The organism is Mesorhizobium sp. WSM1343 (assembly GCF_055901535.1).
In genome coordinates this window covers 519,160-545,343 of record NZ_CM148370.1, presented here as the reverse complement: position 1 = coordinate 545,343, position 26,184 = coordinate 519,160, and the positions used below count along the sequence as shown (strand labels likewise).

Here is a 26,184-nt window from a genome sequence, read left to right as displayed (position 1 = left end):
GGTCATGCCCTCATTGCCCGCAGGCGTTGGCGCCACTGGTCGAGAACCACCGCACCGACGATGATCACGCCCTTGACCATCTCCTGGTAGTAGGCGTCGAGGCGCAGGAAGGTGAAGCCGGAGATGATGACGCCGAAGATCAGCGAGCCGATCACCGTGCCGATGATCGAGCCGCGGCCGCCCGACAGCGAGACCCCGCCGATGACCGCCATGGCGATGGCGTCGAGTTCGTACATCACGCCCATGCCGGACTGCGCGGTCAGGTTCTTGGAGCTCAGCACCACGGCGGCGAGCGCGGCGAGAATGCCGGCGATGACGTAGACCAGGATCTTGTGATTGGCGATCTTGATGCCGGACATACGCGCGGCGTCCTCGTTGGAGCCGATCGCGTAACAGTGCTTGCCGTACCTCGTATAGGTCATGATCAGCTGGAACAGGATGGCCAGCGACAGGAAGATGACGACCGGCATCAGGCCTTTGCCGATGCTGGCGAAACTCTCGGTGGGAAACGAGATCGGCTGGCCCTTGGACCACCATTTGGCGATGCCGCGCGCGGTCACCATCATGCCGAGCGTGGCGATGAACGGCGGAATGCGCGTGTAGGCGATCAGCGCGCCATTGACCAGGCCGGCGAAGAGGCCGCAGGCGATCGCCACCAGCAGCGGCACGATGACAGGCAGGTCGGTCCAGCCTTGCGCCAGGAACATCGCCTTGGGATTGGGGTTGCCGTTGACCGTCGCCACCTGGGCGAAGCTCATGGCGATCATGGCGGTCGCGCCGACGATCGAGCCCGAGGACAGGTCGATGCCGCCGGTGATGATGACCTGTGTCACGCCGATGGCGATGATGCCGACGATCGACACCTGCAGGATGATGATCTGCAGGCGCGCTTCGTTGAAGATGCCGCCGACATCGCTGCGTGTGTTGAACAGGAAGCTGTCGCCGAGAAAGATGCGGCCGATCAGTTCGAAGATGACGACGAGAATGACCAGGGCCAGGAAAACATTGAACTCGGCCGGCCATGTGCGCTTCTTCGCATCATAACCGACGCCGCCGACGCCATGAGATGTCTGTGCCACGTATTCTGTCCTCCATCAGCCGCGGTCGCCCTCGCGCCGTGCCGGCGCTGAGGGAGAGAGGGGAGCGGCGCTGTCTTGATCGAGAGCGCCGCTCCGTATCGAACCGCTGGCGGCTCAGTTCTTCTTCAGGAACTTGTCGATGTTGGCTGGCGTCACCAGCTGGAAGGGCACGTAGACCTTGTGCTCGACCTTCTCGCCCTTGGAGAGCTTGAGCGCCGCATCGAGAGCGCCGGCGCCCTGGCCGGCGGCGTCCTGGAACACGGTTACGTCGAGGTCGCCCGCCTGCATGGCCGCCAGCGCGTCCTGGGTGGCATCGACGCCGCCGACGACAACCGCCTTCATGTCGATGTTGCCGGCCTTCATCGCCTGGATGGCGCCGATGGCACTTTCGTCATTGTTGGCGATGACGCCATCGAACGGCTTGCCGGTCGACAGCCAGTTGGTCATCAGGTTCTGCGCCTCGTCGCGGTTCCAGTTCGACGTCTGCTTGTCGATGATCTTGATGAAGCTGCAATCCGGCGTCGCGATCACATCGTCGATGTCCTTGGTGCGCTGCACGGCGGCCTGGTTGGAAAGCTCGCCCATGATCACATAGACATTGGCTTCCTTCTTGCCGGCTTCCTTGAACAGGCGGCAGACTTCCTTGGTCTCGAGCGTGCCGGAATCGGCTTCGTTCGAAGCGACGAAGGCCTGGTTGTCGGGCAGCGTGTCGACATTGACCGGCTCGCGGTTGACATAGACCAGCGGGATCTTGGCTGCGGCGGCGGCATCCGACATCGCCTGCGTGGCCGAAGTGTCGACCGGGTTGACGATGATGGCGTCGACGCCCGAAGCGGCGAAGTTCTTGATCTGGTCAAGCTGCTTGGCAACGTCGTTCTGCGCGTCCTCGACCTGCAGCTCGACGCCGCTCATGCCCTTGGCCTGCTCGATCATGCCGTTGCGCAGCACGGTCAGGAAGTTGTCGTCGAATTTGGCCATCGACACGCCAACCTTGGCGGCCAGGGCGGATGAACTCATCAGCGCCGCGAAGGCGACGCCTAAAATCAATTTCTTCATTGTGTTTCTCCTCCACATATTGGTGTCCGGTTTCACCGATTTATCCGGAATCCCCGATCTCCCCGGGGAATCTCTCCCTGATGTCGTTTCTATTCCGGGTGACGCTTGCCGTTGGCTGGAACGTCAAACCCTCTGTTTGAAACAGATATTCCGGAACGAAAGAACCAAAATATACAGATGATGAAATATTTATTCCATTTCACATCGGGGCGTCAAGGGCGATTCCGCGGCCTGCCGGCCGATTTACGCATCGCTCTGATGGATTCTATCATTTGCCTCGGCACCTTGCGCGGCGGCTGGCTAGATGTTTTCCGGCAGATAGATGTCGAAGGGCAGAAAGGTCTGGCCCGGAGCGTTGGCGGCGCCGGTTTCGATGGCATGCGCCATCAGGTCGACGAGCTCACGGCATAAAGCGGCGAGCGGGGTCGAGATCACCATGGTGAGGATGTTGTCGGCGAGCGCCGCGCGCGACTCGGCGTTGATCTCGTTGCAGACGACCACCGGCATGGTCGCGGGCTTCGCTGCCCGCAGCGCCGAGACCGCGCCTTCCATGCCACCGCCGGCGACGTAGCAGCCGGCAAGATCCGGATAGCGCGCCAGAAGATCGATCATCGCGTCATGGGTCACCTGGTTGGCTTCCAGATTGACCAGCGTTTCAAGCACGCTGAACTCCGGCGCATGCTCGCGGAAGAAGGAGCGAAAGCCGATCTCGCGCAGCTCATGGCCGTGGAAGCGGTGGCTGCCGACGAAGAGGGCGACCTTGCCGGGCCGCTTGGCTGCCTTGGAGATCATCCATGCGGCGGTGCGCCCGACCTTGCGGTTGTCGAGGCCGATATAGCCCTCCCGGATACCGGCGGCAAAATCGGACAGCACCGAAAAGACCGGCTGTCCTCTCGCCTTCAAGGTTTCCACGACCGCTGTCAGGGTCGGATGGTCCGGACCGACAACGGCGATGGCACTCGATTTCGCCGCCAGCCTGCGCATCTGCAAGGCGATCTCGTCGGGAGCCAGGGAGCTGGCGAAATCGATGCTCGCAACGCCGCGGAAGCGCTGCGATTGCGAGATGGCCAGTTCGAGTTCCCGCGCGAAGTCACCGTAGAAGGCATCATTGCCCCGCAGCAGCAGGAAGCCCAGGCGGTACTCCGGCAACTCCTGGCGCATGCGCTGCTTGATAAGGCCGGCGGCGTGGTAGCCGATGTCGGTAGCGGTCTCGTAGACGCGGCGCGCTGTCTCTTCGCGCACCGGCAGCCGGTTGTTCAGCACGCGGTCGACGGTGGCGACACTGACGCCCGAGATGCGCGCCAGATCGGATATTGTCGGCCGCTTCACCATGCTTGCCTCGTCGGGTTTGCTCGAGCCCTTCGTACATCATCCTGATGGGAAATGATAGAAACTATCTTTATGATGTTGAGTCTATCATCGGTCGGCGTTACTTTGACGCCTGAAGCCAAGGGATTTCATGGCATTCGCTCTGGCGGATGCCTTTGCCGAGGGAGGCAATCATGTCCACTGCGCCGTCCCGGCGTGACTACAGCCTGATCGGCCGCGACGCCAAGCTCGCCGTCGAGACCGGCCTGTCGGCGGCCGAGTGGTATCACACCGACATACCGCGCAAGCAGATGAAGGAGCTGATGCAGCGCTCCGACGGGCCGGCGATCCGCGATACCGCGATCTGGTTCGCCGCCCTGATCGTCAGTGGCGCCGGCGGCGCCTGGCTCTGGGGCACATGGTGGTGCGTGCCGTTCTTCTTCGTCTATGGCGTGCTCTACGGCTCCTCGACGGATTCACGCTGGCACGAATGCGGTCACGGCACCGCCTTCCGCACGCAATGGATGAACGATGCGGTCTATCAGATCGCCTGCTTCATGATCATGCGCAATCCGGTGACCTGGCGCTGGAGCCACACGCGCCACCACACCGACACCGTCATCGTCGGCCGCGACCCGGAAATCTCGGTGATGCGGCCGCCGGATCTGGTTCGCGCCATGCTGGGCTTCGTCGGCGTGCTCGACGCCTGGCATGCGATGAGCGATATGCTGCGCAACGCCGCCGGCACCGTCAGCGCCGCCGGAAAGACCTTCATTCCAGAACAGGAACAGCCCAAGGCGATCCGCGTCGCCCGCATCTGGACGGCGATCTATGCCGCCACCGTCGGGCTGGCGCTCTACACCGGTTCGTTCCTGCCGCTGATGCTGGTCGGCCTGCCCAGGCTCTACGGCGCCTGGCACCATGTCATGGTCGGGCTGCTGCAGCATGGCGGCCTGGCCGACAATGTCACCGACCACAGGCTGAACAGCCGCACCGTCTACATGAACCCAATCAGCCGCTTCATCTACTGGAACATGAACTACCATGTCGAGCATCACATGTTTCCGATGGTGCCCTATCATGCGCTGCCGAGGCTGCACGAGCTGATCAAGCACGATCTGCCGGAAGCGACACCGTCGATCCTGGCCGGCTACCGCGAGATGATCCCGGTCTTCCTGCGCCAGCTGCGCAACGAGGACTATTTCCTCAAGCGCGAGCTGCCGCCGAGCGCACGGCCATATCGCGAGGAATTCCACAACGACACTATCGCCGCCGCGGCGGAATGATCGTGCTTCCATCCGATCCAGACTGTTTATTTAACGCAATTCCGGACGGAAAACCGCTGCGCACTTTTTTGCTTTTGGGAGGACTTGAATGAGCGACTGGGTCGAGGCCTGCGCCACCGGCGACATAGACGAGGAGGATGTGATGCGCTTCGACCACGGCGGCCGCACCTTCGCCATCTATCGCAGCCCCGACGACGAGTTCTTCGCCACCGACGGCCTTTGTACGCATGAAAAGGTGCACCTGGCCGACGGGCTGGTGATGGATGACATCATCGAATGCCCCAAGCACAATGGGCGCTTCAACTACAAGACGGGTGACGCCCGCGGCGCCCCGGTCTGCATCAATCTCAAGACCTATCCGGTCAAGGTCGATGCCGGCAAAGTCCTGATCCAGATCGGATGACTGACATGGCGGGGGGGATGCTCATCATCGGCGCCGGCGAATGCGGCGGGCGGGCGGCATTGGCGCTGCGCGACCTCGATTATCAGGGGCCGGTGACGCTGGTCGGCGACGAGCCGCATCTGCCCTATGAGCGCCCGCCTCTGTCCAAGGAGGCGATGGCCAGCGATGCGCCCGAGATCAAGGCGATCGCCAGCGACGCAATTCTGGCCGAGAAGTCGATCCGGCATATCCATTCCGTCCAGGCCGTCGCGATCGACCGCGCGGCGCATACTGTGCGCCTGTCGGACGGATCGGTCCTGCCTTACGACAAGCTCCTGCTGGCAACCGGTTCGACGCCGCGCAAGCTGCCGATGCCGGGCCTGGGTCCGCGCTGCGTCTATCTTAGAACCTTCGCTGATGCGCTCGCCATTCGCGCGCATCTCACCCCCGGCAACCGTATCGCCATCATCGGCGGCGGCTTTATCGGCCTCGAACTCGCCGCCGCGGCCCGCAAGCTCGGTGCCGCGGTCACCGTCATCGAGGCGCAGCCTCGCATCCTGATTCGCGGCGTGCCGGCGGAGATCGCGGAAATCATCCATGAGGCGCATGTCGCCGAGGGCGTCGACATCCTGTGCGGCGACGGCATCGCGTCCATCGCCGACGATGGCAACGAGGTGCGCACCACACTTGCCGGCGGCCGGGAAATCGTCGCCGACCTCGCGATCATCGGCATCGGCGCCGTGCCGGTGACCGGGCTTGCGGCCGAAGCGGGGCTGACGATCGACAATGGAATTGCAGTCGATGCCGAGCTGCGCAGCTGCGATCCCGACATCTTTGCCGCCGGCGATTGCTGCTCGTTTCCGCTCGCCGTCTATGGCGGCCGCCGGGTGCGGCTGGAAGCCTGGCGCAACGCCCAGGAACAGGGCGCGCTGGCGGCCAGGAACATGCTCGGCGCCGGCGAGGCGCATGCGGCGGTGCCGTGGTTCTGGTCGGATCAATATGGTCTGTCGCTGCAGATCGCCGGGCTCTCCGACGAGGGCAAAAACACCGTGCGCCGCGATCTCGGCGACGGCGCCTTCATCCTCTTCCATTTGGCTGAAGACGGCAGGCTGGTCGCGGCCAGCGGCATCGGCCCCGGCAACGCGGTCGCCCGCGACATCAGGCTGGCCGAAATGCTGATCGCCAAGCGGGCCAAGCCGGCGCCGGAAGCGCTGGGATCACCGGATGTGAAGCTGAAGTCGTTGTTGGCCGCCTGAGCCTACGCTCCCCCTTTTTGGGGGCCGCTGCGCAGCTGCGGGATGGGAGTGCGGCACCGCCCCTGACCTTCGGTCCGACCTGCCCTACAAGGGGCAGGTAAAGGCTCTGAACCCCAGCCCTAAAACAGCGCCTTCAGCTCCGGCAGTTTGTCGTTCACCAGCCAACCATAATAATTCTCTTCCGGCAGCTTTTCGGGCTCACCGGCGGCGCGGCGCCTGTCGTTCTCCGCCTTCAACGCATAAGCGCGCTGCTCCGGATTGCCGACATTGTAGAGCGTAGCGGTCAGCCCAGGATTGCCCGAAATGTCGAAGCCGGCAATGCTTTTATAGGCATCGATCGATTTCCTGATCGTCGCGGCGACGTAGGGGAGCGTCAGGTCGGGATCCATGATGGTCTTGTAGACCGAATTGGGATCGCCGACGTCGAGCTTGGGCAGGCCCGAAACCTTGTGCACCAGATCGCTCATCTGCAGGGCGGTCAGCGGATTGAGCTGGCCGAGGCCGAAGGTCTGGCCGGCATAATAAGGCTGGAAGAAGGTGGCGCCGAAGCGGTCGTCGGGAAAGCTGGTCCCGCCGACCGACTTGCCGCGAAACGAACGGTTCCACACCTGTTCGCGGCATTCCCACAGATCGTAGCTGTCGGACATCCCCGCGCATTTCTTGAATTCCGGCCGTTGCACGAAGTCGGTGATGTCCTCGCCGTCATAGGCGAAGGACAGCTTGCTGGAGAGATAGGAGATCGCCTTGACATAGTAGGTCTGCAGCCGGTCATAAGCATCGACGTTGTAGGTGTGCTCGCCGACGATGGCGCCGACGATGTGCAGGGGATCGATGCCGTAGGCGGCCGCCGCCTTCCTGATCTTGCCGCGCAGATCGGCGTCGTTCTGCAGCAGGGCATAGACCTTGCGGTACTTCGCCTGGAAGCTGGTGTTGGTCGCCTGCGTGCGCCGGCTGGAGGCGCCGGGAATGTCGGGCTGCACGGCATTGCGATTTCCCGGCGGCACCAATGTCGCTGCCTCGGCGGCGAACAGCGTCGCCGCCAGCGTCAAGCCGAGAATGACCAGGATCAGTTTTTTCATGCACCCGCCGCCCAAGCAATTCCAGGAAAAGTGTGAAACGGTTTTCCGGAATTGCGTCAACCAAGAGATCGAGAATTGCCGCGCAAACTAGGTAAAGCTCTTGGTCGAGTCGAGAGCGCCCCTTCACCCGGCAGGACGAAAGGTGGCCAGATGGTACCATCTGGCCACACATGATTTTGCTTGCCGGAAAATGTTGCCTGGACCGGCGCCGGAACGTTTCGGCGCCGTCGTTTAAAGGATGAACCGCGACAGGTCGGTATTCCTGGACAGATCGCCGACATGCTTTTCGACATAGGCGGCGTCGATAGTGACGCTCGTTCCGTTGCGGTCGGGCGCATCGTAGGAGATTTCGTCCAGCACCCGCTCCATCACCGTCTGCAGGCGCCTGGCGCCTATGTTCTCGACGCTGGCGTTGAGATCGACGGCGATGCCGGCGAGCGAATCGATGGCGTCGTCGGTGAAGGTCAACTCGACGCCCTCGGTCTTCATCAGCGCGATATACTGCTTGATCAGGCTGGCCTCGGTCTCGGTCAGGATGCGCACGAAATCGTCCTTCTCCAGCGCCCGCAGTTCGACGCGGATCGGCAGGCGGCCCTGCAATTCCGGCAACAGGTCGGACGGCTTCGAGACGTGGAAGGCGCCGGAGGCGATGAACAGGATGTGATCCGTCTTCAACGGTCCGTATTTGGTCGCCACCGTGGTGCCTTCGACCAGCGGCAGCAGGTCGCGCTGCACGCCTTCGCGCGAGGGCCCGCCGGAAATGTCCGATCTCGCCGCGATCTTGTCGATCTCGTCGAGGAAGACGATGCCGTCGTTTTCCGCGGCATCGAGCGCCCGGCGCACCACCTCGTCCTGATCGAGCAGCTTGTCGGACTCGTCATTGACCAGCAGGTCGTAGGACTCCTTCACCGTCGTCTTGCGCATCTTGGTTTTCTTGCCGCCCATCGCCTTCGACAGCATGTCGTTGATGTTCAGCACGCCGATATTGGCGCCCGGCATGCCGGGGATTTCAAATCCGGGCATGCCGCCGCTGCCGGTGTCGGCAACCTCGACCTCGATTTCCTTGTCGTCGAGCTCGCCGTCGCGCAGCTTCTTGCGGAAACTGTCGCGGGTGGCCGGGCTCGCCGTCTTGCCGACCAGTGCTTCCAGCACACGTTCCTCGGCGTTGACGTGGGCGCGCGCCTTGACGTCCTCACGCATCTTCTCGCGCACCAGGCCGATGGCGATCTCGACCAGGTCGCGGATGATCTGCTCGACATCGCGGCCGACATAGCCGACTTCGGTGAACTTGGTCGCCTCGACCTTGACGAAGGGCGCACCGGCCAGCCGCGCCAGGCGGCGCGAGATTTCCGTCTTGCCGACGCCGGTCGGCCCGATCATCAGGATGTTCTTGGGCATCACCTCTTCGCGCATCTGGCCTTCCAGCTGCTGGCGGCGCCAGCGGTTGCGCAAGGCAATGGCCACGGCGCGCTTGGCGTCCTTCTGGCCGATGATGAAGCGGTCGAGTTCCGAAACGATTTCGCGGGGAGAAAATGTGCTCATATCACTAAATTCCACTTTGCCACTGCTTGATGGCCTCGAACGGATGCAGCAGCATGATCACGTTGAGTGTCAGATTGTCCCGGATGAGGTAGCCGGTGCCGAGTTCGAAGATGATGGCGAGGCTGACGATCACCCATATAGGTAGCCTTCGCGCCATCACAAATCCCAGCACCATGGCCAGTGTGTCCGACACCGAATTGATGATGCTGTCGCCATAGTAATCGAGCGAAATGGTGCCGGCGCGGTAGCGGTCGATGATGAACGGGCTGTTTTCCAGCAGCTCCCAGCCGCCCTCGATGAAGACGGCGAACGCCAGCCTCAGGCCGATCGGCGAACGCGGGAACAGGAACCGCGCCAGCGCATAGAACAGGAAGCCGTGGATGATGTGCGAGAAGGTGTACCAGTCCGAAATGTGCTGGGAATTCTCCGAACTGTTCACCACGCCATGCCAGAGCTTGACGTAGCCGCAGGTGCAGATCGGCGTCCGCCCCATGCCGTAGAGCGCCCCGGCCTGGAAGATGACCAGGGCAAGCACCAGCAGAAGCCCCATCCGCCAGCTGTCTTCGTAGGCCGAATAGCTGTTTTCCGTGGCCGGTGTCGTCATCGGTTCATTCCCCCTCGTTTCGCGTCGCCGTCTCGACCATCACAAAGCCCTGTCACGCCTTCAGCGGCGGTAGCCGGCGGATCACGGCCGCCGGCAAGGTGGGGTTGACCACAATCCGCCGGATACGCTGCCAGCCGGCCCCGAACAGGATAATCAGCGCGCCAACAACGACCAGGATCAAGGCAAAAGGCGGGATGCCCGTCGAATCGGAGGCGGAATTCACCAGATAATAGATGCCCAGCGAGCCGAAGTAAGCCAATGTAGGAACCAGAAGCGAACGGCGGTCTATGGCCAGCGCGACATAGAGGAAGCCAAGGATCAGAATCGTCAGCATGATGGTTGCATTGGCATCCGGCGCGATATGTCCGAATACGACGTTTTGGCCGGTTGCCATGATAAAGAGCGGATGCACCAGCATCGGCGCCGAGACGACATGCAGCCAGAAAGCGCAATCGGACCAGATCTTGCGTCGATCCCTGTCGTAAATGTCAAAAGCGACACCCGTTGCGAACACGATCAGGCCGCAGATCAGCGGCATGTAAAGAGCCGCGCGAAGCAATTCGGGAACGTCCTCGAGGCGCGGCGGCGCAATCGCGCCGGTTGTCACACTGTCATACAGGATTATCGCCGTTTGCAGGAAGGCAAGCAGTGTGAAGGCGATGGCGATGGTCCCGGCAATGATGGGGACGCGAAAGCGCCAGAAATAGATTGCCGCCGCGATTATTCCTCCGCCCAGGAACAGATATCCGGCCCGGGACGCCGTCTGGCGCAACGCCAATAGCTGCCAGATGGTTTCCGGCTTGCGTATGCCGAAGCTGGCCTCCACTTGCAGCGCCAGAGCGGCCAGAATGGCGGCCATGAAAATCAGGGCAAGCACGGACGACGATAGCTTCATCCGGTGCTGACGCGTGACGATTTCGGCGAGCCCCCAGGCGAAAACCGCAAGGATGCCGGCGATCCAGAATGTCTGGCCTGGAAGCAAGGTGGTGAGGACAAAGAAGAAGCCGGCGCTGAGCAGAACGGTTCCGACGGTGACGAACAGATCGTTGCCGCCGCCGACCAGCCGCAGGTTTTCCTCGTCACCCTCGTCATCGGCGCGCCTGGCCTCGGGGGCGAGAGCGACCGCGCGTTCCATGGCCTCCAACTGATCGCGCAAGGTCTGCGAGATCAAACCTTTCGCGACTGCCTTGTCGAGGGTTTCGGCGCTGATCAATTGGGCTCCTGCGTCGCGTCGCGCGCCATCATCAGGGCTGGCCCGTACTCCGATGTTCTGGTGTCAAAGGCAACAAAGCCGGCCTTTTCGTAGGCGCGGATCGCCCTGACATTGGCGGGATCCGGGTCGATGATGACGCGCGGAACACCTTCCTCGAAAAGCTGTTCGACGAATTGGCGCACGATCGCCGAGCCATGGCCACGCCCGACCAGCTCCGGCACGCCTATCGACACGTCGATGCCGAGCGTGCCGAACGGCTGGTCGGCGTAGGGGTGGTCGTCTTCCAGATGCGGATCGTAGCTCTGCAGATAGGCGATCGGCTTGCCGTCGAGCTCGACGATCAGCGGCTCGACGGAAATCGAGTCGATATGATCGCTAATCCCGGCGATTTCCGTCTCCGGATCGTCCCACCACTCTGCAACATGCGGCTGGGCAAGCCAGCCGGCGATCATCGGCAGGTCTTTCTCCGTCACCGGCCGAAAATCATAGGTCACCACCTCTTCAGGCGGCATCGAGCGTTTCGACGACGAAATTGTTGTTGGTGTAGACGCAGATGTCGGATGCGATCTGCATCGCCTTGCGGGCGATCTCCTCGGCATCCTTGTCGCTGTCCATCAGCGCGCGGGCCGCGGCCAGCGCGTAATTGCCGCCCGAACCGATGGCCATGACGCCGAATTCGGGTTCGAGCACGTCGCCGGTGCCGGTCAGCGCCAGCGAGACTGACTTGTCTGCCACCAGCATCATCGCTTCCAGCCGGCGCAGATAGCGGTCGGTGCGCCAGTCCTTGGCGAGCTCGACGCAGGCGCGCGTCAGCTGGTCGGGATATTGTTCGAGCTTGGCCTCGAGCCGCTCCAAAAGCGTGAAGGCGTCGGCGGTGGCGCCGGCGAAACCGGCAATCACATTGCCGCCCTTGCCGATGCGGCGCACCTTCTTGGCGTTGCCCTTCATGATGGTCTGGCCAAGGCTGACCTGGCCGTCGCCGGCGATCACCACCTTGTTGCCCTTGCGCACCGTCACGATGGTCGTGGCGTGCATGGTCAGTTCATTGGACATTTCTTGGGCTCCGAGCAGCGCCATCCCGATAAGGCGATTGGCGCGGTACGAGTAACTTTGATCGGCCATATGTATGCATGGGGCCGGTGATTGCAAATCGCTCTCTGGCAAGGCCGATACCGCTGCCGGAGGCAACTGGCAATCGCCGGATCATGCTGCTAGAAGGCTTTCGTTTTCAAGCCTGCGAGCGCTTGAAGCCTCTGAGCCGGTCACGATGTGAACCTCTGGACAAGGATAGAGTGATGCCGCCCCGTTCCGCCGAAGCGAGCCGTAAGACCAAGGAAACCGACATCTCCGTGTCGATCCATGTCGACGGTTCCGGCAAGTCGGATATCGCTACGGGAGTCGGCTTCTTCGATCATATGCTGGACCAGCTGTCGCGCCATTCCCTGATCGACATGACGGTCAGGGCCAAGGGCGACCTGCATATCGACGATCACCACACGGTCGAGGACACCGGCATCGCGCTCGGCCAGGCCTTGACCAAGGCGCTCGGCGAGCGGCGCGGCATCATGCGCTATGCCTCGATCGACCTTGCCATGGACGAGACGCTGACGCGCGCCGCGATCGATGTGTCCGGCCGTCCCTTCCTGGTCTGGAACGTTTCCTTCTCGTCGCCGAAGATCGGCACCTTCGACACCGAACTGGTGCGCGAGTTCTTCCAGGCGCTGGCGCAGAATGCCGGCATTACGCTGCATGTCACCAACCACTATGGCGCCAACAACCATCACATCGCCGAGACCTGCTTCAAGGCGGTGGCGCGCGCGCTGCGCGCTGCTCTCGAACGCGATCCGCGCCAGCCGGATGCGGTTCCCTCCACCAAAGGATCGTTGAAGGGATAAGGCCATGGCCACCTACGTCGTGATGGAACCGCCAGGCCGCAGCGAAAAGGCTGATGCGACGGCCTTTGTCCGCGATGGCTTCACCTGGCTGGGCCTCCTGGTGCCGCCGCTATGGTTCGCCTGGCATCGGCTGTGGATCGAAGCAGCACTTGCCTTCGTCGTCATGGGCCTGCTTTCGATGCTGGGCCAGAAGCTCGGCCTTGGTGTGGCCGGGTCGCTGCTGTCGTTGCTGGTTTCGCTCTATGTCGGCCTGGAAGGGCAAGGCCTGCGCATCGCGGCACTTCGCCGGCGTGGTTGGCACGAGTGGGGCGCGGTCGAAGCCGGTTGGCTCGACGAAGCCGACACACGCTATGCGCTGGAGGCGGAAGCGCTTGCCGATGAGGTTGTGCCGGCGCCGCGCATGGTCCCCGATGCTGCCCTCGCGCGGCCAGCGCTGCCGGGCATTGCGCTGGGGCTGACCCACATACCGGGAAGAAACTGACATGATTCCGGGAAGAAGCTGAGATGCGGGTTGCGATCATCGACTACGGCTCGGGCAACCTGCGCTCGGCCACCAAGGCTTTCGAGCGCGCCGCGCGCGAAGCCGGCATCGCGGCGCAGATCGACCTGACGGCCGATGCCGAGCGGGTGCGCACGGCCGATCGCATCGTCCTGCCCGGCGTCGGCGCCTATGCCGATTGCGCGGCCGGCCTGCAGGCCGTCGAAGGCATGTGGGAAGCCGTCGGGGATGTCGCGATCGTCAAGGGCCGGCCTTTCCTCGGCATCTGCGTCGGCATGCAACTGATGTCGCAGCGCGGCCTTGAAAAGACAATTACCGAGGGCTTCGGCTGGATATCGGGCGACGTCAAGGAGATCATGCCTTCCGATCCGGCGCTGAAGATCCCGCAGATCGGCTGGAACACGATCGAACTCAAACGCCAGCATCCACTGTTTGCCGGCATTCCCACCGGGACCAACGGGCTGCACGCCTATTTCGTGCACTCCTACCACCTCGATGCGCGCAAGCCGGACGAAGTGCTGGCGGTCGCCGATTATGGCGGCCCGGTGACGGCGGCCGTCGCCCGCGACAATCTCGTCGGCACGCAATTCCACCCGGAAAAGAGCCAGGCGCTGGGCCTCGCCCTGATCACCAATTTCCTGCGCTGGAGGCCCTAGAGCATGATCCCGAAAAGTGGACCCCGGTTTTCTCGGACAAACGGTCCCGTTTGTCCCGAGATCATGCTCAAGCAAAGGGGAAACCGATGAGCAAGAAGGGTTACTGGATGGCGATGGTCGAGGTGACCGATCCGGAAAACTATCCGCTATACATTGCCGCCAACAAAGCGGCTTTCGACAAATATGGCGCAAAATTCCTGACCCGCGGCGGTCAGTCGTCGAGCCCGGAAGGGTCGTCGGGCAATCGCCATGTCATCATCGAGTTCGAGAGCTACGCGGTCGCACTCGCCTGCTTCCATTCGCCCGAATACCAGGCGGCGCTGAAGTTCCGACGTCTCTATTCGACATCGCATTTCGCCATTGTGGAAGGCGCCTGAACGGATGATCCTTTTCCCCGCCATCGATCTCAAGGACGGCCAGTGCGTGCGCCTGAAGCACGGCGACATGGCCACCGCGACCATCTACAACGATGATCCTGCAGCGCAGGCGCGGGCCTTCGAGCAACAGGGCTTCGAATGGCTGCATGTCGTCGACCTCAACGGCGCCTTCCAGGGCCAGAGCGTCAACAGCGCGGCGGTCGGCGCCATCCTCAAGGCGACGAAGAACCCTGTGCAGCTCGGCGGCGGCATCCGCACGCTGGCGCAGATCGAGGACTGGCTCGATCGCGGGCTGGCCCGTGTCATCCTCGGCACGGTGGCGGTGCGTGACCCGGACCTGGTCAGACAGGCCTGCAAGGCGTTTCCGGGCAAGGTCGCCGTCGGCATCGACGCCAAGGGCGGCAAGGTCGCCGTCGAGGGCTGGGCCGAGGCGTCGAGCCTCGGCGTCGTCGAACTGGCGAGGAAATTCGAGGGCGCCGGAGTCGCCGCCATCATCTACACCGATATCGACCGCGACGGCGTTTTGACCGGCATCAACTGGGACGCCACCATCGATCTCGCCGATGCCGTATCGATCCCGGTCATCGCGTCGGGCGGCCTCGCCTCGATCGCCGACATCGTGCGCATGACCATGCCCGATGCGCAAAAGCTCGAAGGGGCGATCTCCGGGCGCGCGCTCTATGACGGCCGCATCGATCCGGCCGAGGCCCTGGCGATCCTGCAGGGCAGGGCGGAGACGCGGACGTGAAAATCTCCATCATCCTGGCCTCCTACGACAGCGGTCATTACCATGGCGGCATGGGCCAGGGCCCGGACGCACTGATATCAGGCGGGCTCGTCGACGCGCTGACCATGGCCGGCCATGACGTTACGGTGGAAGACATCGGCAGGGTCGGAGACATCCAGGAGCGCGAGATCGCCACCGGCTTTGCTGTCTGCAACGCGGTTGCGACCGAGGTTCGCCTTGCCCGTGACGCCGGTCGGTTTCCCATCGTCCTTGCGGGAAATTGCCTGACATCAGCCGGTGCGGTCGCCGGCGAGGACGCCGATGCGATCATCTGGGCCGACCAGCATGGCGACCTCAACACGCCCGAGACATCGGCATACGGCTTTCTCGACGGCATGGCGCTGGCGACGGTGCTTGGCCTGTGCTGGAGGCCGATGGCGTCGGCCATTCCCGGCTTCAAGCCGATCGATCCGTCGCGTTGCGTGCTCGTCAACGCGCGCGATCTCGATCCGGACGAGAAGCGGCTGCTGGAGACGCTGCCGATCGTGCGGACGGAATGCGCCGGGGTGGCCCAGGCGACCGAAAGACTGAAGATCGCCGGCGCCAAACGCGTGCACATGCACCTCGATATGGACGTGCATGATCCCCGCGAGTTGCAGGCCAACCGCTATATCACTTCGGGCGGCCCGAGCCCGGAGCAGTTGCGCGACGCCACTTGCGCCATGGCGCTTGCGGTGCCGGTCGTCGGCATCACCGTCTCCGCCTACGATCCGGCTTTCGACGCGCAGGCCGATGTTCCGCCGCTGGTCGGCCAGTTGCTGAACGATCTCATCGCCACGATAGAGGGCCGCTGATGCTGAAAGCCCGTGTCATCCCCTGTCTCGACGTCAAGAACGGCCGTGTCGTCAAGGGCGTCAACTTCGTCGATCTCGTCGACGCCGGCGATCCGGTCGAGGCGGCCAAGGCCTATGACGCGGCCGGCGCCGACGAGCTTTGCTTCCTCGACATCACTGCTTCGTCGGACAATCGCGAAACCATCTTCGACGTCATCGCACGCACCGCCGAACAATGCTTCATGCCGCTGACCGTCGGCGGCGGCGTGCGCCAGGTCGCCGACATCAGGAAGCTGCTCTTGGCCGGCGCGGACAAGGTGTCGATCAACACGGCGGCGGTGAAGAACCCGGATTTCGTTGCCGAGGCCGCCGACAAGTTCGGCAACCAGTGCATCGTCGTCGCCATCGACGCCAAGAAAGTGTCCGCCACCGGTGAGGCCGACCGCTGGGAAATCTTCACCCATGGCGGGCGCGAAAAGACCGGCATCGACGCGGTCGAGTTCGCGCGGAAAATGGTCGATCGCGGCGCCGGCGAGATCCTGCTGACCTCGATGGATCGCGACGGCACCAAGGCCGGCTACGACATCGCGCTGACCCGCGCGATATCAGACGCCGTGCGCGCGCCGGTCATCGCTTCCGGCGGCGTCGGCACGCTCGACCACATGGTCGAAGGCATTCGCGACGGCCATGCCGGTGCGGTGCTGGCCGCGTCCATCTTCCATTTCGGTACCTACACGATAGCGCAGGCCAAGGCGCATATGGCCGCCGCAGGGCTGCCGATGCGGCTGGACTCTGTGAATAATCGGCCCTAAAGCATGATCCCGAAAAATGGGAACCGGTTTTCGGAAAAGATCATGCCTAAACAAGCAGATAGATGGCGCCATGGCTGAGTTTTCGCTGTCAGATCTTGAAGAAACCATCAGGGAACGCGCCCATTCCGGCGACCCGGACTCGTGGACGGCAAAACTGTTCGCGCGCGGCATCGACAAGGCGGCGCAGAAACTCGGCGAGGAAGCGGTCGAGACGGTGATTGCCGCCGTCAAGGGCGACAAACAGGCCCTCGTTTCGGAAAGTGCCGATCTTATATATCATTGGCTCGTCGTTCTCGGCCTCTCGGGGGTTTTGCTGAGCGACGTGCTCAAGGAGCTCGAAGGCCGCACCCGGCGTTCGGGCATCGCCGAGAAGGCGTCACGGCCCAAGGGCTGACCGCGAGGAAGGGCAGGTATCTCGATGGATCAGCTCGCGCCGACCGAGAAGTATTCCCCGTTTCGCTTCTTCTCCGCCGAGCAATGGTCGCAATTCCGCGCCGACACGCCGCTGACGCTGAGCGCGGACGAATTCCGCCGCCTGCGGTCGCTCAACGATCCGATCGATCTCGAAGAGGTCACGCGCATCTATCTGTCGCTGTCGCGGCTGTTGTCGGCTCATGTCGAAGCGAGCCAGCTGCTGTTTCGGCAACGCCAGGCCTTCTTCAACGCGGTCGACGTGGTCAAGACGCCCTTCATCATCGGCATCGCCGGTTCCGTCGCGGTCGGCAAATCGACCACCGCACGCGTGCTGAAGGAGCTTTTGGCGCGCTGGCCGTCGAGCCCCAAGGTCGATCTCATCACCACCGACGGCTTCCTGCTGCCCAACGAGGTCCTGCGCCGCGAGAACCTGATGGAGCGCAAGGGTTTTCCAGACAGTTACGATGTCGGCGCGCTGCTGCGCTTCCTGTCGGGCATCAAGTCGGCGCTGCCCGATGTCCGCGCGCCGGTCTATTCGCACCTCACCTATGACGTCATTCCCGGCGAGTTCGTCACCATCGACCGGCCCGACATATTGATCTTCGAAGGCATCAATGTCCTGCAGCCCGGCAAGCTGCCGCAGGACGGCAAGATCGTGCCTTTCCTGTCGGACTTCTTCGACTTCGCCATCTACATCGATGCCGACGAGAAGCTGATCCACAACTGGTACATTTCCCGCTTCATGCGGCTGCGTGAGACCGCATTCCGCAATCCGGACTCCTTCTTTCACCGCTACTCGCAGCTGTCGGAGGGTTCGGCGCGCGCCATCGCCGAAGGCCTGTGGACCAACATCAATTTGAAGAATCTGCGCGAGAACATCCTGCCGACGCGGGCCCGCGCCGACTTGATCCTGCGCAAGGGCGCCGACCACCTGATCGAGGAAGTGGCGCTTAGGAAGCTGTGACGGCCGGCTTCGTCACCCGTCGCAATGTCAGATTGATCCGCCCACCGTTTTTCAGCAGCGCCGAGGTCGAGGGATAGATCCGATCGACGCCGTGAAAGCACAGCCGCCCCTCGCCGCCGAGCACCACGACATCACCGCTTTGCAGCCTGAACGACTTGGTGGCGCCATCACGCGTGGTCTGGCCAACCCGGAACAGGCAGTCGTCGCCGAGCGAGACGGAGACGACCGGCGCCGAAAAGTCGGCCTCGTCGCGGTCCTGATGCAGGCCCATCTTCGCATCCGCCGTGTAGAAATTGATCAGGCACGCTTCCGGCGGATGCGGATAGCCCGAGACCTCGCGCCACAGGTCGAGCAGCGCATCCGGAATTGGCGGCCAAGGCGCCCCGGTTAGCGGATGCGCCGGCTGGTAACGATAGCCGTGCTCCTTGTCGGTGACCCAGCCCAGCGGCCCGCAATTGGTCATGCGCACGCTCATCTCCTTGCCGGTGCGCGGCATGGCCGGCACGAACAGCGGCGCCTGCTGCACGATCCGTCTCACCTCGTCGACCAGTTCTTCCTGCACGGTGCGTGACAGGTAGGCCGGCATGTGGCGGACGCCTTTGGGCAGAACGAGCACGGATTCGATCACCTTTTGGATGGTTCGGAACCGTAAAATGTCACGATCAAATGAAAACGGCGACCCGAAAGCCGCCGCTCTTGTCGAATTGGCAGTCGCCGATCAGGCGAGGTCGGGGATGCGCAGCACCTGGCCCGGATAGATCTTGTCGGGATGGGTCAGCATCGGCTTGTTGGCCTCGAATATGACCGTGTTCTTGACGCCTTGGCCCTTGCCGTAGCTTTTCTCGGCGATCTTCCAGAGATTGTCGCCCTTCTTCACGGTGTAAAAGGTGGGCTCCTTGGCCGGGGCGGCGGCCGTGCCAGGTGCTGGCGCGACCTGTAATTCGTCCGCCTGCACCTTGGAGACGCCGAGCGTGTTGCCGACGGCGATGACCGCCTTCTCGAAAATCGACTGGTCCTTGACCACACCCTTCAGCACCGCCGTATCGCCGTTGACGACGACCTCGACGCCATCGGTGCCGAGCTTGTGCGAATCGAGCTCCTTCTTGAGTGTGTCGGCCGTGGGTGCGGCTTCGTCGTCACCGCCGATGCCCAGTTTCTTGCCGACACTCTTGACGAAATCGAACATGCCCATCGTTGGTCTCCATTGCTGTGGTGGGTGATCGCAGCTTGCCATCTGCAACCCAGAATTGGAAGCCACCCGCGCGTTGCAGCTTCGCGGTGCTCAATCGTTCTCCACCCGGCCGCGCAGCTTCTTGATCGTGCCGCGCCCGGCCTTGCTCTTCAGCCGCCGTTCCACGGCACCTTTCGACGGCCCCGTCTTCTTGCGCGGCGGCGGTGGCGGCTCGGCGGCCTTGGCGACCAATGCCGTCAGCCGTGCCCGCGCATCCGCCCGGTTCTGTTCCTGGGTGCGGAAGCGGCCCGCTTCGATGACGATGATACCGTCCTTGGTGGTACGCTGGGATGAGCTGCGCCACCCATTGACATCAGCCCTGAGCAGAAAATGCTGCTGCAATGTCAGCCGGGCCGGCAGGCGGCCGCCCCGTCCGGGACGAAACTCGTTTTCTGAAACGTTTATGGAACAGGCAACGCTCAAAGCCCGGCGACCAACATTGGTGCCTATTGAGCAAAGACCCTTTGGCGGCAGCGCGACGCCGCACGACGCCCAGGGAGACCGGAAATGTCTGCCAACGCCTATATCAACCGGATCGCGACAGTGGTTCCGGAACATGAGGTTCATCAATTCTATCTGCAATTCGCGGCTTCCATGCTTGCTGCCGATCACCGGAGGATTTTTGAACGCATGGCCGGCCTTGCCGGCATCGAAAGCCGTTATTCCTGCTTTGCGCCCGCCCTCGACCCCGAGGGGGCCTATGTAGATCGTGCCGGAACCTTTGTCCGTGGTGCATTCCCCGGAACGGCCGCGAGAATGGCGATGTTTTGCGAAGCCGCGCCTGTGCTGGCACAAAAAGGCGTCGACGGATTGCAGCTTGGCGACGAAGCATCACGCATCACCCATCTCATCGTCACCACCTGCACAGGGTTTTCCGCGCCAGGTATCGACTTGGACCTGATTCAGCGCTGCGGTCTGTCGGACAGGGTCGAGCGCACGATGATCGGGTTCATGGGTTGCTATGCCGCGGTCAACGCCCTCAAGCTGGCCCGTCACATCGTTCGCTCCGACCCGCAATCGAGGGTCCTGCTGGTCAATATCGAACTCTGCACGTTGCATCTCAGGGAAACCGCCGAGCTGGAAAAACTGCTGTCCTTCTGCCTCTGGGGCGACGGCTGCGCGGCAGCACTTGTCACCGCCGAGCCGCCCGGCATCGAACTCGACAGCTTTCATTGCACCGTCGCCTACGAGCGGCGGGACCTGATGAGGTGGGGCATTCGCGACCACGGCTTCGATATGGTTCTTTCCGGTCAGGTGCCGGCGACGGTTCATGAAATTGTGCGGACCAACCAGGGCGCCATCCTCGGCAACCGGCCAACCGAAGCGATCGATCTCTGGGCCATACACCCCGGCGGACGTTCGATTCTTGACGCCGTCGAAAGGGCGCTGAACCTCGCGCCCACCGCGCTCACTCCATCGCGCGATGTGCTGCGCCGATACGGCAACATGTCGTCGGCGACGGTCATGTTTGTGATGGAAGAGATGCTGAGGGCGCCGTCCGGACTGCTTGGCTGCGGCATGTCGTTCGGACCCGGATTGACGGCCGAAACCATGCTTTTTCGAACCGTGTCATGAATTCGCTCAGCCACCGCAGCCTTGTCCCGGAAATCCTTGACGGGCTTGCAGCCGACGATCCGCGGGCGCGCGCGTCGCGCCGTGACCTTCGACGTATTAATGCGTTGATGTTTCAGGCGCCGATCATGGCGTCATTGTTGCGGAAATTCGTGCCAACGCCACCACGTCGCATTCTGGAGATCGGCGCTGGCGACGGTACCTCCATGCTCGCAGTGGCGCGGCGCATCGCCAGGCATTGGCCTGAGGTCGAACTGACGCTCCTCGATCGCGTCGGCCTCGTCACCACTGAACTTTCGGCCGAGTTCGACAGGCTGGGATGGGCTGTCGAAGGTATCACCGCCGACGTCTTCGACTGGATGGAAAGAACTGACGGCAGGGGCTTCGACGCTATCACTGTGAATCTTTTCCTGCATCATTTCGACGACGCAGAGCTGGTGCGTCTGTTTTTGCTGCTGGCGCCGAAGGCCCCGCTGCTCCTGGCGATCGAACCGCAGAGGGCAATGTCGGCGCTCGCCGCAGCCCGGCTTCTCCTGGCGATCGGCGCCAACGACGTCACCCGACATGACGCGGCCCAGAGCGTGCGCGCCGGCTTTCGCGGCAGGGAGCTATCTGCTCTCTGGCTTGCAGCGAATGGCAAGTCATTGAGAGAGCGGCGCGTTGGTCCCTTTTCGCACGTATTCGTCGGCGCCAGTACCAATGCCGGTAGTGACCCATGACGCGATTGTCGACCTACGATGCCATCATCATAGGCGCAGGCCCCGCAGGTTCCTCCGTCGCGCTGGCGCTGGCCCTGCGCGGATGGGCCGTGGCCATTGTGGAAAAGAGTGCATTCCCCCGCCGCAAAGTCTGCGGCGAGTACATCTCGGCGAGTAACATCGCTCTGCTCGACCGTCTGGACATCGGCGATGCTTGGCGCGCCAACGCCGGCCCCGAAGTCCGCCGCGTCGGTTTCTTTTCCAGCGAGACCTGCGTCGAGGCGCCTATGCCGGGTGCAAAATATGGGCTCGCTGCAAACGACGGCTTCGGCCGGGCGCTGGGCCGGGACGTTCTCGACGCTCTGCTCTTGCAGGCGGCGCGATCGGCGGGCGCCGAGATATTCCAGCCTTGCCGGGCGGTCGCCATCGAGCGGGACGAGGACATGCAAAGGGTGCGCATTCAGGCGAGGGACGAGAATTCGGGCGACGAGACGACGACCTTGCGGGCGCCGGTAATTGTTGGAGCGCACGGTTCCTGGGAACCGGGACCGCTGCCAAGCCAACTCCAAAAGACCAGCCACCCGTCGGACTTGCTTGGCTTCAAGGCGCATTTCACCGGGTCGTCACTCGCGCCTGATCTGATGCCGTTGCTGGCGTTTCCCGGCGGCTACGGCGGCATGGTCCTGGCCGATCATGGCCGGCTGTCGATCTCGTGCTGCATAAGGCGCGACATGCTCGCCCGACTGCGCAGGAACCGTAGCTCCGGATGGGATGGCCCCAAACAGGATGGCCAAGTGTCGGCTGCTGAAGCGGTGTTTCGCCATCTCATGGCTTCTTGCCGAGGCGTGAGCGATGCTCTGGATGGAGTCCACCTCGATGGTCCGTGGCTTGCCGCAGGTCCAATCCAGCCTGGCATCCGCTCCTGTTACGAGCGGGATATCTTCCGCGTCGGCAACGCCGCAGGCGAGTCGCATCCGATCATCGCCGAAGGCATTTCAATGGCGCTTCAGTCCGGTTGGCTGCTGGCCGAGGAACTCGCGCGCGCGCCACGCGGCCGAGCCGGGCGCGAACTGGCCGGCAGACGCTATCAAGCGGCCTGGAGAGAATTGTTTTCGACGCGGGTTCACGCAGCTGCAGTCCTCGCCCGAATAGCCCTCAGCCCCGCCGGTCCCGCCTTGATGGCGGCGGCTGTTCGGAATTTCCCGCGAGCATTGACACTGGGCGCCCATATGAGCGGCAAGACGAGGCCGATCCCCGGTCTTGTTTGACCGATGCTGCGGCACTCCCGCTGCTCGCAGGGCCGAGAGCCAAGCTATGGAATATTCCCGCCGGCGTCCGGCGTTCTGCATACGGTCTTGCTATTTGCAAGCCAACTTTCATGAATGCAATGCAATCAGACGTGGACGCGCCGCGTCTACGGACGCTCTGCCCGATCCGGGAGAATTTCCGCCAGGGCGCAATATTTCCTTTGAGTGAGCGTGCTTGGGAAGTCGTTTTGTGCGCGTGATTGGTGTGGTGCTTAATCGTTCTCCACCCGGCCGCGCAGTTTCTTGATCGTGCCGCGCCCGGCCTTGCTCTTCAGCCGCCGTTCCACGGCACCTTTCGACGGCCGCGTCTTCTTGCGCGGCGGCGGTGGCGGCTCGGCGGCCTTGGCGACCAATGCCGTCAGCCGTGCCCGGGCGTCCGCCCGGTTCTGTTCCTGGGTGCGGAAGCGGCCCGCTTCGATGACGATGACGCCGTCCTTGGTGGCACGCTGGCCGGCAAGCTTGATCGTCCGCTCGCGCACGCGCTCCGACAGACCCGCTGCGTTGGCGGCGTCGAAGCGCAGTTGCACCGCCGTCGCCACCTTGTTGACGTTCTGGCCGCCGGGACCGGACGAGCGGATGAAATCCTCGTGCAGGTCGCCCGGATGGATCACCGCATCGCCTGATATGAAGATATTGTCGTCGCTCGCCATGCCGCAGTCATGGCGCGGCGGATCGAAAAAGAAAAGGCCCGATCGAACCGGGCCTTTCAACGAAGCTGAACCCCGTAGCGCGATTACTCCGCCGCTTCCTGCATGCGCGGCGCCGCACCCAGCACCACGGCATCGACATGGCTTTCGAATTTCTCGAAATTGACGGCGAACATGCCGACCAGCCTTGCCGCCTGCCGGTCATAGCCGGCCTTGTCGGCCCAGGTGGAGCGCGGGTCGAGAATGGCGCTGTCGACGCCTCGAACCGCCACCGGCACCTCGAAACCGAAATGAGGGTCGGTGCGGAACTCGGCCGTCTTGAGCGAGCCGTCGAGTGCGGCGGCAAGCAAGGCCCGCGTCGCCTTGATCGGCATGCGCTTGCCGGTGCCGTAGGCGCCGCCGGTCCAGCCGGTGTTGACCAGCCAGCAATCGGCGCCGTGGTGGGCAATCAGCTCGCGCAGCAGATTGCCGTATTCCGATGGATGGCGCGGCATGAACGGGGCGCCGAAACAGGTCGAAAACGTCGCTTCGGGCTCGGTCACGCCCTTTTCGGTTCCGGCCACCTTGGCGGTGTAGCCGGAGAGGAAATGATACATCGCCTGCGCCGGGGTCAGCCGCGCGATCGGCGGCATCACGCCGAACGCATCGGCGGTCAGCATGATGATGTTCTTCGGATGGTTGGCGCGGCCGGTCTTGCTGGCGTTGGGGATGAAATCCAGCGGGTAGGCGCAGCGTGTGTTTTCGGTCAGCCTTCCGTCGTTGAAATCCGGCACGCCATCAGCGTCGAGCACGACATTTTCCAGCACCGTGCCGAAGCGCTGCGTGGTGGCGAAGATTTCCGGCTCGGCTTCCGCCGACAGCTTGATCGTCTTGGCGTAGCAGCCGCCTTCGAAATTGAAGATGCCGTGGGGTCCCCAGCCATGCTCGTCGTCGCCGATCAGCGTGCGCGAGGGATCGGCCGAGAGTGTCGTTTTGCCGGTGCCCGACAGGCCGAAGAAGATGGCGGCGTCGCCGGACGTACCCTCGTTGGCCGAGCAATGCATCGGCATCACGCCTTTCGCCGGCAGCAGATAGTTGAGCATGGTGAACACCGACTTCTTCATCTCGCCGGCATAGGAGGTGCCGCCGATCAGCACGACCTTGCGCGTGAGATCCACGGCGATCACCGTTTCGGTGCGGCTGCCGTGGCGGGCGGGATCGGCGCGGAAGGACGGCAGGTCGATGATCGTCATATCAGGCACGAAATGCTCGAGCTCGGCGGCATCGGGACGAATGAGCAGATTGCGGATGAACAGCGAGTGCCAGGCAAATTCGGTGACCACCCTGGTCGGCAGCTTCAGCTCCGCATCGGCGCCGCCGATCAGGTCCTGGACGTATAGATCCTTGTCCGCGGCATGCGCCTGGAAATCGGCGAGCAGCGTGTCGAACTGGGCTTGTGAAATTGCCTTGTTGTTGTCCCACCAGACGTGCGGTTCGGTGTCACTGTTGCGGACGACAAACTTGTCCTTGGGCGAGCGGCCGGTGTGCTGGCCTGTTTCGGCGACCAGCGCGCCATGTGCCGTCAAGCGGGCTTCGCCGCGCCGGATCGAGTCCTCATAAAGGGCAGCCGCACCGAAATTATAGCGCACCACGCCGGTGGTTTTCAGGCCGATATGATCGATCGCGCAGGCGGAATTGCGTTTGCCGACTTCCGACATCGAGTGTCCCTCTTGGATTTGCCGCATCTTTGCCGGCACCTTCCCGGCACGCCCACTACGCGGGCTGAGATGGTCAGAACCAGAAAAGCCAAATGATATCAAATCATTAATCGATTTAAATATTTTGAAAGTTGTTTAAATCGTTTATATGTGCAAAAAGTTTCGCGGTTGCCCAAAGGATTGGCGATGTACGTTCGTCCAATCCATGTCGAGGTAGGATTGTGGCCGCCGGCATGCCGCGCGTGACAGCGGACAAGGCCTATGCCACATTTTGTACCTAATTTGTCCTGCAAAAGCCCCTTCTCTACGACAGAAGGGACAGCTCATGAGGGAGCCGCTTGAAATGGCAACAATCGCGCTTGTCGATGACGACCGCAACATTCTGACATCGGTGTCGATCGCCCTGGAATCCGAGGGGTATCGCGTCGAGACATACACGGATGGTGCGTCGGCGCTGGAAGGCCTGGCGGCACGCCCGCCGAACCTTGCCATCCTCGACATCAAGATGCCGCGCATGGACGGCATGGAACTGCTGCGCCGGATGCGCCAGAAGTCCGACCTGCCGGTGATCTTCCTGACCTCCAAGGACGACGAGATCGACGAATTGTTCGGCCTCAAGATGGGTGCCGACGATTTCATCCGCAAACCCTTCTCACAGCGCCTGCTGGTCGAGCGCGTGCGCGCCGTGCTGCGCCGCGCCAGTGCCCGCGAGGCCGCCGCCAAGACACCCAGCCAGCAGGCCCGCTCTCTCGAGCGCGGCCAGCTCGTCATGGACCAGGAGCGCCACACCTGCACCTGGAAGGGCGAGCCGGTGACGCTCACCGTCACCGAGTTCCTGATCCTGCATTCGCTGGCGCAGCGTCCCGGTGTCGTAAAAAGCCGTGATGCGCTGATGGATTCGGCTTATGATGAACAGGTCTATGTCGACGACCGCACCATCGACAGCCACATCAAGCGGCTGCGCAAGAAGTTCAAGGCCGTCGACGACGACTTCGAGATGATCGAAACCCTTTACGGAGTCGGATACCGGTTCCGCGAAGCATAAGTAGC

Annotated in this window: 29 protein-coding genes and 1 pseudogene; 16 read left to right on the top strand and 14 right to left on the bottom strand. The window is 62.9% G+C overall.

Annotated features, from left to right (window positions below; genetic code table 11):
* Nucleotides 1-2: 2 nt before the first annotated feature.
* The 3 genes from AC0NIL_RS02515 to AC0NIL_RS02505 form a co-directional block, all read right to left on the bottom strand.
* Nucleotides 3-1,079 carry an ABC transporter permease gene (locus AC0NIL_RS02515; RefSeq protein ID WP_013528362.1) on the bottom strand — a complete coding sequence of 359 codons (1,077 nt, stop codon included), beginning with the start codon at nucleotides 1,077-1,079 and terminating at the stop codon, nucleotides 3-5.
* Nucleotides 1,080-1,193: 114 nt separating this feature from the next.
* Nucleotides 1,194-2,135 (bottom strand): sugar ABC transporter substrate-binding protein, encoded by a 942-nt coding sequence (locus AC0NIL_RS02510; RefSeq protein WP_024502009.1) that lies wholly within the window; start codon nucleotides 2,133-2,135, stop codon nucleotides 1,194-1,196.
* Nucleotides 2,136-2,435: 300 nt separating this feature from the next.
* Nucleotides 2,436-3,467, bottom strand: a complete 1,032-nt coding sequence (locus AC0NIL_RS02505; RefSeq protein WP_473572805.1) for a LacI family DNA-binding transcriptional regulator — start codon at nucleotides 3,465-3,467, stop codon at nucleotides 2,436-2,438.
* Between the two features lie 170 nt (nucleotides 3,468-3,637).
* Here AC0NIL_RS02505 and AC0NIL_RS02500 point away from each other — a divergent pair, with 170 nt between their 5' ends.
* The 3 genes from AC0NIL_RS02500 to AC0NIL_RS02490 all read left to right on the top strand — a co-directional run bounded on the left by AC0NIL_RS02500 (nucleotide 3,638) and on the right by AC0NIL_RS02490 (nucleotide 6,367).
* On the top strand, nucleotides 3,638-4,729 hold the full coding sequence (locus AC0NIL_RS02500) for a fatty acid desaturase family protein (protein WP_473572804.1): 1,092 nt from the start codon (nucleotides 3,638-3,640) through the stop codon (nucleotides 4,727-4,729).
* 88 nt (nucleotides 4,730-4,817) lie between these two features.
* A complete protein-coding gene (locus tag AC0NIL_RS02495; RefSeq protein WP_013528358.1) occupies nucleotides 4,818-5,132 on the top strand; it encodes a Rieske (2Fe-2S) protein in 315 nt (104 codons plus the stop codon).
* Nucleotides 5,129-6,367 (top strand): NAD(P)/FAD-dependent oxidoreductase, encoded by a 1,239-nt coding sequence (locus AC0NIL_RS02490; RefSeq protein ID WP_275953227.1) that lies wholly within the window; start codon nucleotides 5,129-5,131, stop codon nucleotides 6,365-6,367. Before AC0NIL_RS02495 ends, AC0NIL_RS02490 begins: the two co-directional genes overlap by 4 nt.
* A gap of 119 nt (nucleotides 6,368-6,486) precedes the next feature.
* Here the strand turns inward: AC0NIL_RS02490 and AC0NIL_RS02485 are convergent, their stop codons facing one another.
* The 6 genes from AC0NIL_RS02485 to hslV form a co-directional block, all read right to left on the bottom strand.
* Entirely contained in the window at nucleotides 6,487-7,446 is a 960-nt protein-coding gene (locus AC0NIL_RS02485; protein WP_064992846.1) for a DUF1402 family protein, read from the bottom strand.
* Between the two features lie 231 nt (nucleotides 7,447-7,677).
* Entirely contained in the window at nucleotides 7,678-8,988 is a 1,311-nt protein-coding gene (gene hslU / locus AC0NIL_RS02480) for an ATP-dependent protease ATPase subunit HslU (RefSeq protein WP_013528355.1), read from the bottom strand.
* A gap of 4 nt (nucleotides 8,989-8,992) precedes the next feature.
* Nucleotides 8,993-9,592, bottom strand: coding sequence for a DUF2585 domain-containing protein (locus tag AC0NIL_RS02475; protein WP_013528354.1), 600 nt, complete (start codon nucleotides 9,590-9,592; stop codon nucleotides 8,993-8,995).
* A 52-nt stretch (nucleotides 9,593-9,644) separates the two neighbouring features.
* Complete coding sequence (locus tag AC0NIL_RS02470; protein WP_027161037.1) at nucleotides 9,645-10,805, bottom strand: hypothetical protein; 1,161 nt, start codon at nucleotides 10,803-10,805, stop codon at nucleotides 9,645-9,647.
* Nucleotides 10,802-11,317 (bottom strand): GNAT family N-acetyltransferase, encoded by a 516-nt coding sequence (locus tag AC0NIL_RS02465; RefSeq protein ID WP_024502003.1) that lies wholly within the window; start codon nucleotides 11,315-11,317, stop codon nucleotides 10,802-10,804. The genes AC0NIL_RS02470 and AC0NIL_RS02465 overlap by 4 nt, the downstream gene beginning before the upstream one ends.
* The gene (gene hslV / locus AC0NIL_RS02460; RefSeq protein WP_013528351.1) at nucleotides 11,307-11,858 is read right to left on the bottom strand and encodes an ATP-dependent protease subunit HslV; all 552 of its coding nucleotides are present in this window, start codon (nucleotides 11,856-11,858) and stop codon (nucleotides 11,307-11,309) included. The genes AC0NIL_RS02465 and hslV overlap by 11 nt, the downstream gene beginning before the upstream one ends.
* A gap of 242 nt (nucleotides 11,859-12,100) precedes the next feature.
* On the opposite strand from hslV, the gene hisB reads away from it, so the two are divergent.
* From hisB to coaA, 9 genes are all read left to right on the top strand, one after another.
* A complete protein-coding gene (hisB, locus tag AC0NIL_RS02455; protein ID WP_024502002.1) occupies nucleotides 12,101-12,700 on the top strand; it encodes an imidazoleglycerol-phosphate dehydratase HisB in 600 nt (199 codons plus the stop codon).
* A gap of 4 nt (nucleotides 12,701-12,704) precedes the next feature.
* Nucleotides 12,705-13,181, top strand: coding sequence for a DUF2628 domain-containing protein (locus tag AC0NIL_RS02450; protein WP_275953225.1), 477 nt, complete (start codon nucleotides 12,705-12,707; stop codon nucleotides 13,179-13,181).
* Nucleotides 13,182-13,204: 23 nt separating this feature from the next.
* Complete coding sequence (gene hisH / locus AC0NIL_RS02445; RefSeq protein ID WP_275953224.1) at nucleotides 13,205-13,855, top strand: imidazole glycerol phosphate synthase subunit HisH; 651 nt, start codon at nucleotides 13,205-13,207, stop codon at nucleotides 13,853-13,855.
* An 86-nt stretch (nucleotides 13,856-13,941) separates the two neighbouring features.
* A complete protein-coding gene (locus AC0NIL_RS02440) occupies nucleotides 13,942-14,232 on the top strand; it encodes a DUF1330 domain-containing protein (protein WP_013528347.1) in 291 nt (96 codons plus the stop codon).
* Between the two features lie 4 nt (nucleotides 14,233-14,236).
* Nucleotides 14,237-14,980 (top strand): 1-(5-phosphoribosyl)-5-[(5-phosphoribosylamino)methylideneamino]imidazole-4-carboxamide isomerase, encoded by a 744-nt coding sequence (gene hisA, locus AC0NIL_RS02435; protein ID WP_013528346.1) that lies wholly within the window; start codon nucleotides 14,237-14,239, stop codon nucleotides 14,978-14,980.
* Nucleotides 14,977-15,813 (top strand): arginase family protein, encoded by an 837-nt coding sequence (locus tag AC0NIL_RS02430; protein WP_063169781.1) that lies wholly within the window; start codon nucleotides 14,977-14,979, stop codon nucleotides 15,811-15,813. Before hisA ends, AC0NIL_RS02430 begins: the two co-directional genes overlap by 4 nt.
* Nucleotides 15,810-16,604 carry an imidazole glycerol phosphate synthase subunit HisF gene (hisF, locus tag AC0NIL_RS02425; protein WP_024501998.1) on the top strand — a complete coding sequence of 265 codons (795 nt, stop codon included), beginning with the start codon at nucleotides 15,810-15,812 and terminating at the stop codon, nucleotides 16,602-16,604. Before AC0NIL_RS02430 ends, hisF begins: the two co-directional genes overlap by 4 nt.
* Nucleotides 16,605-16,674: 70 nt before the next feature.
* Nucleotides 16,675-16,998, top strand: coding sequence for a phosphoribosyl-ATP diphosphatase (locus tag AC0NIL_RS02420; protein WP_275953222.1), 324 nt, complete (start codon nucleotides 16,675-16,677; stop codon nucleotides 16,996-16,998).
* Between the two features lie 24 nt (nucleotides 16,999-17,022).
* The gene (gene coaA, locus AC0NIL_RS02415) at nucleotides 17,023-17,982 is read left to right on the top strand and encodes a type I pantothenate kinase (RefSeq protein ID WP_275953221.1); all 960 of its coding nucleotides are present in this window, start codon (nucleotides 17,023-17,025) and stop codon (nucleotides 17,980-17,982) included.
* On the opposite strand, the gene AC0NIL_RS02410 is transcribed toward coaA, so the two are convergent.
* The 3 genes and pseudogenes from AC0NIL_RS02410 to AC0NIL_RS02400 form a co-directional block, all read right to left on the bottom strand.
* Entirely contained in the window at nucleotides 17,969-18,598 is a 630-nt protein-coding gene (locus AC0NIL_RS02410; RefSeq protein ID WP_013528341.1) for an alpha-ketoglutarate-dependent dioxygenase AlkB family protein, read from the bottom strand. The genes coaA and AC0NIL_RS02410 overlap by 14 nt on opposite strands.
* A gap of 102 nt (nucleotides 18,599-18,700) precedes the next feature.
* Nucleotides 18,701-19,174 carry a peptidoglycan-binding protein LysM gene (gene lysM, locus AC0NIL_RS02405; protein ID WP_013528340.1) on the bottom strand — a complete coding sequence of 158 codons (474 nt, stop codon included), beginning with the start codon at nucleotides 19,172-19,174 and terminating at the stop codon, nucleotides 18,701-18,703.
* A gap of 90 nt (nucleotides 19,175-19,264) precedes the next feature.
* Nucleotides 19,265-19,507 (bottom strand): annotated as a pseudogene (locus AC0NIL_RS02400) (alternative ribosome rescue aminoacyl-tRNA hydrolase ArfB); the annotation flags it as partial.
* A 213-nt stretch (nucleotides 19,508-19,720) separates the two neighbouring features.
* On the opposite strand from AC0NIL_RS02400, the gene AC0NIL_RS02395 reads away from it, so the two are divergent.
* Genes AC0NIL_RS02395 through AC0NIL_RS02385 form a run of 3 tightly spaced genes read left to right on the top strand, consistent with a single transcriptional unit; the run spans nucleotide 19,721 to nucleotide 22,751 of the window.
* Nucleotides 19,721-20,788 carry a type III polyketide synthase gene (locus AC0NIL_RS02395; protein WP_275953220.1) on the top strand — a complete coding sequence of 356 codons (1,068 nt, stop codon included), beginning with the start codon at nucleotides 19,721-19,723 and terminating at the stop codon, nucleotides 20,786-20,788.
* A complete protein-coding gene (locus tag AC0NIL_RS02390) occupies nucleotides 20,785-21,504 on the top strand; it encodes a methyltransferase domain-containing protein (RefSeq protein ID WP_275953219.1) in 720 nt (239 codons plus the stop codon). The genes AC0NIL_RS02395 and AC0NIL_RS02390 overlap by 4 nt, the downstream gene beginning before the upstream one ends.
* Nucleotides 21,501-22,751, top strand: a complete 1,251-nt coding sequence (locus AC0NIL_RS02385) for an NAD(P)/FAD-dependent oxidoreductase (RefSeq protein ID WP_275953218.1) — start codon at nucleotides 21,501-21,503, stop codon at nucleotides 22,749-22,751. Before AC0NIL_RS02390 ends, AC0NIL_RS02385 begins: the two co-directional genes overlap by 4 nt.
* A 251-nt stretch (nucleotides 22,752-23,002) precedes the next feature.
* Here the strand turns inward: AC0NIL_RS02385 and arfB are convergent, their stop codons facing one another.
* Nucleotides 23,003-23,440, bottom strand: coding sequence for an alternative ribosome rescue aminoacyl-tRNA hydrolase ArfB (gene arfB, locus AC0NIL_RS02380; RefSeq protein WP_027161031.1), 438 nt, complete (start codon nucleotides 23,438-23,440; stop codon nucleotides 23,003-23,005).
* Nucleotides 23,441-23,523: 83 nt separating this feature from the next.
* Nucleotides 23,524-25,134, bottom strand: a complete 1,611-nt coding sequence (locus AC0NIL_RS02375) for a phosphoenolpyruvate carboxykinase (protein WP_027161030.1) — start codon at nucleotides 25,132-25,134, stop codon at nucleotides 23,524-23,526.
* A gap of 343 nt (nucleotides 25,135-25,477) precedes the next feature.
* Here AC0NIL_RS02375 and AC0NIL_RS02370 point away from each other — a divergent pair, with 343 nt between their 5' ends.
* Nucleotides 25,478-26,179, top strand: a complete 702-nt coding sequence (locus AC0NIL_RS02370) for a response regulator transcription factor (RefSeq protein ID WP_013528337.1) — start codon at nucleotides 25,478-25,480, stop codon at nucleotides 26,177-26,179.
* Nucleotides 26,180-26,184 lie beyond the last annotated feature (5 nt).